8 protein-coding genes are annotated in these 13,804 nt (G+C 40.7%); 6 read left to right on the top strand and 2 right to left on the bottom strand.

Translation table 11 applies throughout. The annotated features are described in order from the left end of the window. Positions 1-8 precede the first annotated feature (8 nt). From ASU31_RS20395 to ASU31_RS20370, 6 genes are all read left to right on the top strand, one after another. Complete coding sequence (locus ASU31_RS20395; protein ID WP_057934117.1) at positions 9-1,943, top strand: RagB/SusD family nutrient uptake outer membrane protein; 1,935 nt, start codon at positions 9-11, stop codon at positions 1,941-1,943. Between the two features lie 1,206 nt (positions 1,944-3,149). Beyond that, entirely contained in the window at positions 3,150-3,737 is a 588-nt protein-coding gene (locus ASU31_RS20390; RefSeq protein WP_057934116.1) for an RNA polymerase sigma factor, read from the top strand. A 79-nt stretch (positions 3,738-3,816) separates the two neighbouring features. Further along, on the top strand, positions 3,817-4,887 hold the full coding sequence (locus ASU31_RS20385) for a FecR family protein (protein WP_057934115.1): 1,071 nt from the start codon (positions 3,817-3,819) through the stop codon (positions 4,885-4,887). A gap of 81 nt (positions 4,888-4,968) precedes the next feature. Then, positions 4,969-8,151 (top strand): SusC/RagA family TonB-linked outer membrane protein, encoded by a 3,183-nt coding sequence (locus tag ASU31_RS20380; RefSeq protein WP_057934114.1) that lies wholly within the window; start codon positions 4,969-4,971, stop codon positions 8,149-8,151. Between the two features lie 25 nt (positions 8,152-8,176). Next, positions 8,177-9,586 carry a RagB/SusD family nutrient uptake outer membrane protein gene (locus ASU31_RS20375; protein ID WP_083505457.1) on the top strand — a complete coding sequence of 470 codons (1,410 nt, stop codon included), beginning with the start codon at positions 8,177-8,179 and terminating at the stop codon, positions 9,584-9,586. Between the two features lie 29 nt (positions 9,587-9,615). Beyond that, complete coding sequence (locus ASU31_RS20370) at positions 9,616-10,515, top strand: glycerophosphodiester phosphodiesterase family protein (protein WP_057934113.1); 900 nt, start codon at positions 9,616-9,618, stop codon at positions 10,513-10,515. Positions 10,516-11,026: 511 nt separating this feature from the next. Here ASU31_RS20370 and ASU31_RS20360 read toward each other — a convergent pair. After that, a complete protein-coding gene (locus ASU31_RS20360; protein ID WP_057934111.1) occupies positions 11,027-12,370 on the bottom strand; it encodes an alkaline phosphatase family protein in 1,344 nt (447 codons plus the stop codon). 8 nt (positions 12,371-12,378) lie between these two features. Then, positions 12,379-13,803 (bottom strand): RagB/SusD family nutrient uptake outer membrane protein, encoded by a 1,425-nt coding sequence (locus tag ASU31_RS20355; RefSeq protein WP_057934110.1) that lies wholly within the window; start codon positions 13,801-13,803, stop codon positions 12,379-12,381. Between the last annotated feature and the right edge of the window lies 1 nt (position 13,804).

The raw sequence follows: 13,804 nt of genomic DNA, 5'->3' as shown, positions 1-13,804 counted from the left end.
ATACCGATATGAAACGTATACATTTAAATATAACATTGAGCGTTTGGCTTGGGATGGTCGTTTTCTCAGGCTGTAAAAAAATTCTTGAAGAAGAACCCCGCAGTATCTTTACACCAGATTACTTTAAAACAGTAACAGGGGTAAACGGTGGTCTTACAGCAATGTACGGTCACCTCCGCAACATGTATGGGCAGGCCTATTATTACAATTCGCTAATTACCGGTACCGATGAGGCTACCTGGGGCAAAGATGCTGATGGTAATTTTAAGGATATGGATTGTTCAGGTGTTGGGTCAATACTTTCTACAAGTTATCCCAGTAGCGTATTATGGGGAGAAGCCTTTCCGAATATTAATACAGCAAGTGGCGTAATTGAGAATGCCAGTGCCGCAGGTATTGCCTCTTCATTGGTTGCGGAAGCAAGATTCTTCCGCGCCTTTGATTATTTTTTATTGGTACAAACCTTTGGCGGGGTACCACTCGATTTGGGTGCCGGACAACTTAAATTCAATACCAGCCCCGTAAGAACATCAGTTCGCAATACAGTTCCCGAAGTGTATACAAAGGCCGTGTTTCCTGATTTATTGACAGCCGTTGCCGATTTACCAGTTGCTGCCCGCGTTACAGGAGGGGTAACAAAAACTTTGGCCCGACTGTATCTTGCAAAAGCCTACCTTACTTATGGATGGTGGTTGCAAAATCCTAACAATATCCCAACCTATCCTGCAGCAAACCGTACTGATCCTGACGGACATGACGCAAACTGGTATTTTCAACAAGCTTATGATGTTTCAACTGCAGCTATCGAAAGTCCTGGATCTTATGGTTTAGTCGATACTTATTATGATGTGAATTTAGGATCGAATGATCGTAATAAAGAAATGTTGTTATATGCTGATCATACCCAAACGAGCGAACGTTTTAATGGCGGGAGTTTAACCTTTGGTAGTGGCGGGGCACCTGATAATTTTGCAGGTTGGATGATGACCTGGAACTATACGAATATCAGAAGCGGAGGAATCAGTTCGGTTCAGCGCGAAGCGGAGCAGCACCTTGGCAGGCCGTGGAACAGGATGGCTCCACCTATTGAAGTGTTTAAAAATACTTTTGCCGATAAAACATTGGATTCGCGTTATGATGGTACCTTTACAACGGTATATCGTGGAAATTGGCCTAAAGGATATAACCCTCCAGAATCTGCCCCTGCCTCTTTGGTTAATGCCAATGGTTTGTCTATCGTTCCCGGAAATGCCGTTTTAAGCTTTCTGGATGCTGACAATAGCGCCGTAAGTTATCCAAGCGGAGCCGGAACAAGTAATGTTGGCGCCGGTACATTGCCGGGAAGGGCCGACTATGTAATTTCCCCATCGGGAATAAGCAGAATCGTTTATCCGGGTCTTTGGAAACTGGGCCCTTACCGCACAGATAATGGCACAGGTTTAGGTCAGCCAAATGCAGGTAGCACCCGGCCTTATCCTATTGCAAAGTTTTCTGAACTTTATTTCGTAGCTGCCGAAGCTGCTGTAAAAGGTGCAACACCTAAAGCAGGTAAAAGTGCGCGCGAACTGATCAATGTGGTGAGGGCCCGTGCCGGAAAATGGCGTTGGGATAATAATGGTAATGTGGCAAAAGTAGCCGACAATAGTGCAGCCATGATTGCAGCAACCCCGGCAACAATTGATATCAATTATATTTTAGCAGAGCGATCGCGTGAATATTATGCGGAAGGATACAGGAGATTCGACCTCATTAGAACGCAAAAATGGGCAGAGTTATCCACTACCTTTAGTATTTGTGGTACAGGATATGGCGACCATACACCGGTAACGGTTACCAGAACGATTACACCAAATCTTTATCTCCGTCCAATTCCACAAGGACAGATAGATGGTATGCAAATGTCTGACGAAGCAAAGAAAGCATATCAAAATCCTGGCTACTAAATTTAAAACAGGCAGATTTCTCTCGAGAAATCTGCCTGTTTTAAATTCAAAATTATCATAATCGAACCGATTGATTCTATACGTTTTAAAAACCGATATCAACACATTTTATGATAGAGAATATCCCACACACAAGCATAAAGCCTTTGATTTAACAAGATCGGTTATCTTATTAAAATTTCAGAAGACTTATTAACGGTAAATCAAATTTCTTAATTTCTTAAGGTGTGGTGTAAATTTGAATTGTCAATAAAACAATCGCTAAAATTCCTGTAAAAAGTATAAACTCATTAAATACCCTGAATTATAGATTGGTCAGCTGCAATGGATGTGGAGGCACAGAACAGTAAGGTTTATAAAGTAAGGAAGCTATTAATTAATGATCAAATCTCCCCTGAAGACTATGGGATAATCAAGAAGCAATTGGAAGAAAAGATTTACAGCTTAAAGAAAAACGTTCGGTAAAAAAATATTAAAGCATATAATGAATTTGCAAAGCTGGAAAAAAGGCTAACCAAAACATTCGTCACTGGTGCCAAAATCGAGCAGCTGACCCTTCGGATCCGTTTGTTTATAAGTTAAACGTTTAATATTTTCACCTCAGATTGCCTTTATTATAGTTTGATCTTTACCTGGATAGACAACGGTTATTTTTTCTACTTGTAGATATGATCCAAAGGCACCCAGTCCAGGTTAGTAACGCAGTAGAAATACCGAGCTCTGGATCAGCTAGTTTAAAAGAAGAAAAAACAGCAATAATGGAGATCGCTGTAGCCAGAATATATGGGAGTGCCTTTTTCATAATAGGAGTAATCTTTGAATAATAAGTTACCTAAATCTAGGCAAAAACTAATCCAATGACAGTGGAAATATTACTGATGACACTATTATTTCTTTTAACTGACATTTCTACTAAAAAAGTCAGGTTTATATAATTTGACTTGGCGCAAAAGCAACTTTAAGATTCAGATCTAAATAATTTATTTTATAATAATCTCTTGAATATAGGACAATGAAAGATAAAATATTCACTAGGGAAGGACTGTACTGAAAAATCAGTTATAAAGTTGGAACTTATAGTTTCTAAGATGCATTAGGTGATGTAAATGCAGATAAATTTAATATATAGTTAACATAGGTGGCCTAATTTTGCTGAAAATAATATTGGTTTATCATAGTCTTTTAATCCGGTCAATTTAAATCCCCATGGTAAAGCACCAATTTCATAATGATCCGTTGCAAGATAGGGCAACTTTTGATCAGATCTACACGCAGTATCATAAGGTTGTATATGCCAATATTTTTAAACTTATAAAAGATCATTCTATTGCAGAGGACATTCTTCAGGATGTTTTTTTTGCACTTTGGGAAAACAGGGCCAAACTCGATCCCGAACAACCGGTATCTGCATGGCTATTTGTGGTGAGTTATAATAAATCAATCTCTTCCTTAAGAAAAAAAGTAAAACAGGCTATTCAGTATGTCGGTAGCTATGATCCTTTTTATTCTGTTGCCGAAGAAATATTCCCTGATAAACGCCTTGTGGAGGCAGAACTCAATATGCTCGAAGAAGCGATAAACGCACTTTCCCCCCAAAAGCAAAAGGTATTCAGGCTGTGCAGGTTTGAAGGGAAATCTCAAAAGGAAACAGCACAGATTTTAGGGCTTTCTATTGAATCTGTAAAAGACTATCTAAAGCAGTCCAAATACTTTATAAAGGAATATATCGTTTCCAGGAACCCTTCCGGTGGGGTAATCAGTATTTCAATTTTGGTGATGCTGATAAACCTCTGATTTTATTAATGGTAATTTAATGTTTTGATAACATAGACCGGCACCCCCAAATTTCACACCTGAGCGTATTTATAAGCAGATGAATGAAATAAAGGAACTAATAGATAAATTCTGGTCAAAAAAGATCAGTCCGGGCGAGCAAGAGAAACTTTTTGAGCTGATTAACGAACGGCCTGCTGACCTGAAAACTATTTTACGCGACGATTATGTAAAAAGACTTCCTTTGGGGGAAGAAAAAATTACAGAAAAACGTTTTCAAGATCTTTTATCAAAACTTCATGTCCGGATGGATAATCAGGAAATTCAGCCAAAAGCGAAAATACTTCCGCTCTATAACTGGATAAAACTGGTTGCCGCTATATTAATTGTGGTTTTAGGTGCAATATTTTACATCTATCGTGATGGCACCGAACGGAAGCAGGAATCTGCAGATAATATTCCAAAGTTCAAAGAAGAAATATTAAAGCAGCCATATAATTCGGGCAATAGTGCAATACTGATCAATCTTTCTGACGGATCTAGGGTAATTTTGCAACCAGGTAGTTCGTTAAGCTACTATGAGCCTTTCGACCGTAAAAGCAGGAACATCAGCATGAAAGGAGAGGCCACTTTCAAGGTAGCCAAAGATAAACATCACCCATTTATTGTAAGTGCAAATGGCTTTACTACTACCGCGCTTGGTACCGAGTTTACAGTCAATACCAATAAGGAGGACCGGGTTACGGTGAAATTGCAGGAAGGAAAGGTTGTTGTTAGAACCACTGCTGAAAGTGCTATGGCTATGAAAGATGTTTATTTACTCCCCGGTCAGCAGTTATCGATCAATACAAAACGGAAAGAAAAGGTGGTTATTAATTTTGAGAACCCCGCAAAACCGGTAAAGCCCCAGTCAATTGCCAAAATACCTTTAAAGGAAGCACTTGTGTTTAATGAAGCGCCTTTGAGTAGGGTATTCAGCAGTGTATCAAAACGCTATCACGTTGAGGTTGGGTATGAGGGGATCGAAGAGGCCGAACTGCAAAAATTATACTTTACCGGAACTTTCGGCGCTACAGAAAAATTGAACGGGATATTGCCCGCCATCTGTAATATGAACGGATTAACTTTTAAACTGGCCGCTAACAGCATTATCATCAGCAAACAAAAATAACTTTTAACCCTTGGTTTAGCCAAAATGGATATCCTGAAAACAGGATAATGGAACACTATTGCTTAATTTTTTAATCCCATCATGCAAACAAACACACTTAAAAAGACAATCAGAAAATTAAAATGCTTGACAGCATTAGCGCTACTGACCATGATTACCTTTGCTGTACAGGCACAGCAGGTAACTTCTGTCAGGGGAACCGTAGTTGATGAAAAAGGAGCAATACTTCCCGGTGTATCGGTAATAATGGTAGACCCAGTGACTAAAAAACAGGAAAGTACCTTTACAGACCCTAAAGGAATCTTTGTTTTCAATAATTTGAAAATCGGAAACAGATATGATTTTTCTTTCAACTACATCGGTTACGAAAAGAAAACGTCTACAGGGTTTTTAATCAATCCTGGGATCAATAATTCTATCCTTATCCGCATGGAAACCAGCTCATCGGGCTTAAATGATGTAGTTGTTGTTGGTTATGGCAGTCAGAAGAAAACCAAGATTACCGGAGCCATTTCTCAGGTCAAATCAGAAGAACTGAATAAATATTCCGGAAGTAATTTTGCGCAGCAACTAGCAGGAAAAGCAGCGGGTGTGGTGATCAATGATGCCTCTGCACAACCAGGCACGGATCCGCAGATTGTGATCCGAGGTATCGGTACACTTACTGCAGGCGTAAGTCCTTTAGTTGTTGTGGATGGCTTTCCGCTTTCAGAAGGAAGCTCGCTAAATACCGTTAATCCTCAGGATATTGAAACCATTGATATTCTAAAAGATCCGGCCTCTGCTGCCATTTATGGTTCAAGGGCGGCCAACGGTGTGATCCTGATTACCACCAAAAACGGCCGTTCTGATAAAAATACGGTTTCATTCGACTTTTATACCGGTGCTCAAGTGCGTGCTGACAGGGTGGAACTTGTAGATGGTTATCAATTCGCTCAGCTGAATACCGAAGCCCGCGACTGGGGTTATGTGTCGAGGAATCCTTTGACCAGAAATATTGCAGACGACTATGCCACCAGGGTTTCTAAAGGGGCCAATAAAAGAGACTTAAGGTTGAATTACATACAGCCTTATCTGAACAATCAGTCTGGCTTGACGAATACAGATTGGCTGAATGAAATTTTCCGTACGGCACCAATAAGCAGTTATAACGTTGCCCTTTCCGGAGGAAATGAGAAATCTAAATATTATTTTTCCGGTAATTATTTTGATCAGGACGGGATTGTGATTGAGACTGGCCTGAAGCGCTATAGCATGTCGTTTAAATTTGATTCCAAAATATCCAGGTCATTCGACGTAGGTTTAAGTATCAATCCAAGTTATAATCAACAGAAGTTTTTTCAGAATGATGCAAGCAGGAGCAGCGATGCAATAGGGGCCGCACTGATCATGTATCCTTTCTTTCCAGCGCGTAATGCCGATGGGTCTTTAGCCATAAGCCAGCAGATTGTAGCCAATACTGCAGAAGACGGCGCTTTGGGTGAAAACCCTGTTGCAATAATGGAAAAAACGAAATACAACAGAAACCTGTTCAGGACTTTTGGAAATGCATATGTAAATTTTAAGCCCCTGGAGGGGCTTACGTTTAAATCACTTTTGGGAGGTGACTATAGCAGTAATTTTATCGACTTTTTTACTCCATCTGATGTTGGCGAATACCGTACGGCTGCACCAAAACCTGCAAGGGCCAGCGAAACAAAGGGTTCTGTAATCAATTACCTTTGGGAAAATACCCTCACTTTTGAAAAGACCTTTGGTAAACACGATATCAATATTTTGGCAGGAACAACCTTTCAAAAAGAATCCGGTAACAGCACCTTGGTTTCGGGGACTGGTATTCCTGATAATAATATCGATAACATTGCCGGGGCATCTTCATTTTCGGTCGTTCCGGTAAGGTACATATGGACACAGCTTTCTTATCTGGCAAGGTTACAGTATGCCTATGCAAACAGATATCTGTTCTCAGCTGCGGTTAGAAGAGATGGTTCTTCGAGGTTTGGCCAGGATGCCAAATGGGGTAATTTTCCATCTGTAACCGTGGGATGGATAGCGAGCAGAGAAGATTTCTTTCCGAAGATGGACTGGATTGATCTATTAAAGTTTAGGGCAACATACGGTAAAGCAGGAAATAACCAGATCGGTAATTACAGTTCTTATGCACTGGCAAATCCTTTAAGCTATGTAAGCGGATCTACGCTTCTTCCCGGCTTTGCAGCAGTTAATCCTGCCAATAGCACACTTTCGTGGGAAACAAAAACCTCTTATAATGTTGGATTTGATCTGGGGTTATTTAAAAAACTGAACCTTTCTGCCAATTATTATTCGATGGTTACTTCGGATCTTTTACTTCAGGTCCCTGTGCCAGCGCAATCTGGTTACGATAGCGCTTTGCAAAATGTGGGTAGGGCCAGCAATAAAGGTTTTGAACTTGAGCTCTCCGGTACAAGCATTAAACTTGGCCCTTTAAACTGGAATTTTGGTGCCAACATTGCTACCAATAAAAATAAGGTTCTCGAACTTGGACCAGGGCAGAACCAGATTGTTACTGGGACCAATAGCGCATTTAGGACTAAAGTAGGAGGGCCAATTGCCGAACTTTATGGTTATAACGTAACTGGGGTGTACAAAAACCAGAATGAGATTGACAGCAGTCCACATATTACAGGAACCTTGCTGGGCGATTATATTGTGCAGGATGTAAACAATGATGGAAAAATAACGCCCGATGATAGGATGGGCTTTGGTACCTATGCGCCAAAGGTTACCTATGGGTTCAATAGCAGTTTTACATATAAAAGCTTCGAGCTTAGTTTTTCCATAAACGGGATCTGGGGCAGAAAAATCTACGATAACGGGTTGGTCAATATGGAATCAGGTGAAGGATTCTCGATGGCCGACACTTATTATTATGAAAATAGATATCACCCAGTGAACAATCCCAGCGGGTTTCTGGCACAGTCCAATACCAACTACTCGGCCAACAGGTTAAATACCAATGCTTCGAGTGTTTTCTTCCAGAAAGCAGATTACCTGCGTTTGCGTAATGCTCAGCTCACCTATAATTTTTCTTCTGGTTTATTGTCGAAATTAAAAGTATCCAGGGCAAGCGTATATATAACGGGCAATAACCTGCTTACCATCACCGATTTCCGTGGCTTTAATCCAGATGCAACAAGTGACAATGTACTCACCTCCGGATATTCCTATTCGAACTATCCCGTAGCCAGATCTTTTGTTGCCGGGTTTAACCTAACTTTTTAACGTATTGTATAAAACGATCAATCACATGAAAAAAATAATCAATAAAATGCTTATCACAGGAGGCCTATTTTGTCTTTTCGTTTTAGCATCCTGTACTAAAGAACTGGACCAGCAGCCCATTACTTCTAAATCTCTGGCTAATTTTCTCACCACTGAAACTGAAGTAGAAGAATATGTTAATGCCGTTTATGGTACTTTACAGTTAAACGGACTTTACGGGCTTTATCTTCCTGCAATCGGGGAAATTCCATCAGATAATACATTTGATGAGGTACCCGCAAACGATGGTGGGATGTATGGACAGCTCGATCAGTTTACTACTGTTGCATCCAATGGTATGCTTTCGGATTTATGGAAGAATTCTTACCAGGGCATCCAGCGTGCCAATACAGTGCTTAATAGAATTGATGCCATTTCCTATACCGCTTCAACGGTAAAGCAGGCCAGAAAAGGAGAAATGCATTTCATCCGCGCGTTACTTTATTTCAATATGGTTAGGGTATTTGGCGATGTGCCGCTGGTGATAAAGGAAACAACCAATCCCAACGAGTTTTTTGGACAGGGGCGCAATAATAAAGATGCAGTATATACACAGATCGTCTCGGACCTGAACAGTGCCATACAGGAATTGCCCGTAACTACCGCTACACCGGGCAAAGTAGTAAAAACAGCGGCCCAATCATTATTGGGGAAAGTATACCTAACCTTAGGCAGGTTTGCAGAAAGCAAAGCTGTATTGGCTGATGTCGTGGCCTCTGGCAGGCACCAATTGCTCAGTGAGCCTGCAGATATTTTTGCACTGAGTAACAAAAACAACAACGAAATCATTTTTGCCGTTCAGTTTGCATCTGGAATAAACGGTAACAGTGAAGGCAGTTCGGCTTATCAGCAGTTTAGCCCTTCGGGTACAATCAGTGGTGCTAAAGGTCATAATCTGCCGACCAAAAGTTTCTATCAATTGTACAGCAGTACAGATAAGCGTAAAACAGCCTATGTTGGGATTACCGCTGCGGGAACACCATTTTCTACCAAGTTGAAAGCCTCTACTACAACACCTGTAGATGGCGGAAGTAACTTTGTTGTTTTGCGTTATGCTGATGTACTGCTGATGCTAGCAGAAGATGAAAATGAACTGGGGAATCCGGAACCAGCAAAAATCTATCTGAATATGGTAAGAAAGCGGGCAGGTCTGACCGATGCCGGGCAACAAAGTCAGGTTGATGTGAGGGCTGCGATTTCTTTTGAGAGAAGATTGGAACTGATCGGTGAAGGCCACCGTTGGTTTGATTTATTGAGAACAGGTACAGCAGTTTCTGTGATGAATGCCTGGTTTTCTTCACAGAACATCACAACCAGGATTACGGACCGCGATCTGCTTCAGCCAATCCCACAGGACCAGATCGATACAGATCCGGCTATCAAACAAAATCCATAATCATAACATATCTCCAAATAAAATACAAAATGAAAACAATTATTCTATCGCTATTTGTAGTACTTATCACCTTTAGCGGATTTGCTCAACCGAAACCTGAGGTAAGCCTCAAAAATGTTTTTGATCCAAAAAGTAAAGATGTCCTGGTTACCGCCCATCGTGGCGATTGGCGAAATACACCGGAGAATTCCATTCAGGCCCTTAAAAACTGTATTGTTATGGGAGTAGATATTATGGAGCTGGATCTGAAGAAAACAAAGGACGGATATCTTGTGGTTATGCACGATCAAACCATTGATAGAACTACCACCGGTAAAGGAAATGTTTCAGACTATACTTTATCCGAATTAAAAACATTTTTCTTACGCTCAGGTTCAGGGCATCCGACTAAACACAGGATCCCTACCTTTACGGAGGTACTAGCCATTGCAAAAGATAAGATCATTATAGATGTAGATAAAGGATATGATTATTTTCCGCAGGTGGTCAAAGAACTGCGTGAACATGGAATGATCGGGCAGGCAATTATTAATGTAAAGGGAAGTACGCCCTTAACAATAATTGAGCAGGAGCAGGGCAAGATTGACGATGACATTATCCTAATGCCAATAGTGGATATGAAAAGAACAGATGCGGCTCAGATTATTGAAAGTTACCAGCCACATAAACAAACAATTATTCAGGCCAATTTCAGTAGCGATACCTTATCAATATTAACCCATCTTGGAAATTTAAGGGCAAGTTACGGCCTCTGGATCAATAGTTTATGGCCGGAACAAAATGGTGGGCATGATGATGATATGGCGGTGGAAGAAAATAAGAAGGATGAAAGCTGGGGCTGGCTGGTTAGCCATAAGGCAAACCTGATTCAAACGGATCGCCCAAAAGAACTTATCGAATACCTTAAGACTAAAAAACTCCATAATTAGGCTTGATTTATAGGGTGATTTAATCATCATTGGAAGTTAAATTGTAAAATATGATTTCCAGTGGTGATTTTTTATATCTGTAGCCGTTATTAATGATGATCTGATTAATGGGGATCGGCTAAGACAAATTTTAAGCCCAAGATATTTGCACATGTAATTAAACTTAATTGTACTAAATACTTAGCGTTTTTTATTGCAGAGAATGATGCTGGTTTGTGGGTGGCAAAATTGGTTTTCGTTTCTATAAACCGGGTGTTGTGTCTTTACTTTTTCTGCAGGAACCAGGCAGGGAAAGGGTGATCAATGTTATTTTAATACTAGCGTTTTTCATTAAGTTTTTTATAAAGGTACATGGAAAACAAATGCAAATTACCGGGGAAATTATTTCCTGTAAAGTTTATATATGTGATTTGGGCCAGTATACTAAAGCGGGCTAAAAATCCTTTCTGTTGGCAATCAAAAAAGCCCCAATGCATTATGAATGGGGCTTTTGACAGATTTCAAGGCAATGCTATTTTAGAAATTGTGTTACTGCTTTCCCATCAGGATTAGTTAAGGAAAAACCAAGTACTCTGGCAACAGTCGGTGCCACGTCTTCCAGGTTAATGGATTCCAGAATAACTCCATTTTTTACTCCCGCTCCGGCGATAATAAAACCGGTACGTATTTCCGGGCTATCTGGGAAATAACCGTGTGCACCGCCTTTTTTAGGTACTGAAACCGGACCTGTAGTGGCATCCTGAATATACACACCATTGGCTGCAGCCAATGCGAAACTAGCATGTGGATCCGCTCCGATTTTAGTAAGCTCATCACGCTCCACAATCCGAAACATCTGCTTGTATTCTGCAGGTAAATCAGCTAATTTCTGGCGGACTTTTTTAAGCAAAGTTAGGTCTTTACTGTTTTTAAGATGAAAAAAAGCTGAGCCTCCTGCGGATTGGAACTTAGCCATAGGTTCTTCTTTCCCCACTTTACTGTCAACACCCATTTCGGTTAACCAAACATTAGGAGACAGTGTTTTTTCTACGTTAACAAAACCATGATCGCCAGTGATGATGATGGTCGTGCTATCTTGCATTCCAGCTTTTTTAATCGCATCCATTAAGTTCATTACTGCATGATCAGCCGAGGCAACCGCTTTACTCACTCCATCACCGGATCTTCCATCCTTATGTTCTGCGCCATCAACGCCTGCAATATGTATACTTAACAGATTTGGCTTGTATTTTCGCAGGATGTAGGCAGCCATGCGGCTGTTATTTTCATCCATAGCCAAAGAGCTCAGGTTTAAATCTTCCATATCCACATCCCCGATGGCATATTTTTCCATCTCTTCCAACAAGCCTTTTGGTGTTGCCAGTGCGGAGATTGCGCTCTTCCGATCGGCCATATTGGTTTCTGACCAAATTTCAGGTAAATTATAGTCTACCTCTGCGCCAACAGAGATAGGCCAGGAAACAGATGCAGATTTTAACCCTTTTTTTCTGGCAGCCTGCCAAAGTGTTTCTGCTTTAATTTTTTTGGCATCGGTAGTCCATTCATATTTGTTCTCCTCATTTGGCATGGTGTTATAAGTAATGCCATGTTTAGCAGGGAAGGTGCCAGTAATCAAAGTTGTGTGAGAGGGGTAAGTAACACTTGGGAAAATACAGCGTACACCCTTGGCATAAGACCCGCTTGCTACCAGCTGCTGAAGATTTGGAGTGGGCCAGCTTTTGTCCAGATAAAAATCGGGGCGAAATCCATCAATACTAACCAAAACAACATACTTGGCCGTTTGTGCTTGTACGGCAATTGTAGAGGCTACCAGGATATTTAGGGTAATTATTTTTTTTAAGCGATTCAGTTTCATCTCTTTTATTAATTAATAAATGGAAAAATTTCTTTTGCTGTTTTATTGCTGACCAGGACCTTGTTCATATCGTATTTCATGGTAACCACTCCGCTTACTGCATTATTGGTGAAATCATCCATTCCCCGGTTTTTCGGGATAAACGATGGGATTTGAGCAACCAGGTCAGCTGGTTTCACATTAGGATTATTCAATTGTTCGGTTTGCGACACCGGGAATTTAATACCCAAATCGCTCATTCGCCTGCCTTCAGAAATAAAAATTTCCTGCCTCATTCTATAAACTAGATACAATAGCGCATCCTGGGTAGTTGCCGCATCAATGTCCGTTGGGCTAACCTTGGTGCCAGAAACGGTTGAAATATTGATATTGGCTGTTTTCCGGTCTAATACATAACCTGAACGTTCAACATCTGTCTCATCAAACTTTACTTTTACCGCAGTCAATGGGTAATCGTTCCGGTTACCGCCGTTCCTGGTTTCCTTCACATCACTCAAAGAAACAATAGTTCTTTTTGCAATAACATCCGTTAATAGGCTTTTCAGGGTTGTTTTAGTTCCTGCTAAATCACCAGTAGAAACCTGAATTTCTGCTAGAATTAGATAGGCCTCTTCACCTTTAAGGTAACTTACTGGCTTCTGATCCAGCGCAACTGTACCTGTATTATAATATTTCGGATCCAGGAAATCCAGACGGGGAAGTGGTGCAAACTCATTCGTCGTTGAGGAGAAAAGATAAGTCTGAAAATCATTTGAAGCCGCATTTTGCCCATCAAAGGCCTGTTGTTTAAGTAGTAGTGGAGTAGCCATTACAGAGGTTGCAAATGTTTTTGCCTGTGCCGCATCGCCAAGATCATAATAAACCCTCGCTTTCAACAGTGTGTATGCTGCTTTTTCAGTGGCGTTGGTTTGTAAGGAAATCGCCTGATCCAATGCGGTAATCGCTATAGCATAATGCTGGGCTGGCGAGAGCACTACCCCTTTAGCCGTTCCTGGGAGGCCTGTAAACAATTCTCCACTTAGCACATGTGCATAAGCATTTATAAAATACATTTCTGCTTTTTGTACCGGAGTGGTTGATTTATCTGCATTGACGACAGTGGTTAAGCCATATTCGGACATTTCTCTTAAACGTTGAATTGCAGATTGGATATTGTTAACATCCAGATCAAAATTATCGATCTGTGGGATATCAAATACTTTATTACTCAATGTTCTGTTATTAAAATAATTATCTGATACCAGCTCTGTATTTACAATCACCTGGTTCATCGTTAGTGCCATTTGGCGCTTTAATCCTGTTAGCCAGGTTGTGGAAACATTAGTTGTGGTTAAGTAAACCTCATCGGTAATGTTAGGGTTGTCTTTTGCGCAGCCGGCCAGCAGAATGCAAGCTATACCTGCCGTAAAAATATTTTTTATATATGTTTTCATC

This window comes from Pedobacter ginsenosidimutans (genome assembly GCF_001442625.1).
GTDB lineage: Bacteria > Bacteroidota > Bacteroidia > Sphingobacteriales > Sphingobacteriaceae > Pedobacter > Pedobacter ginsenosidimutans.
Note: the sequence above shows the minus strand (reverse complement) of the source record. Positions and strands in the feature narration are given on the sequence as shown.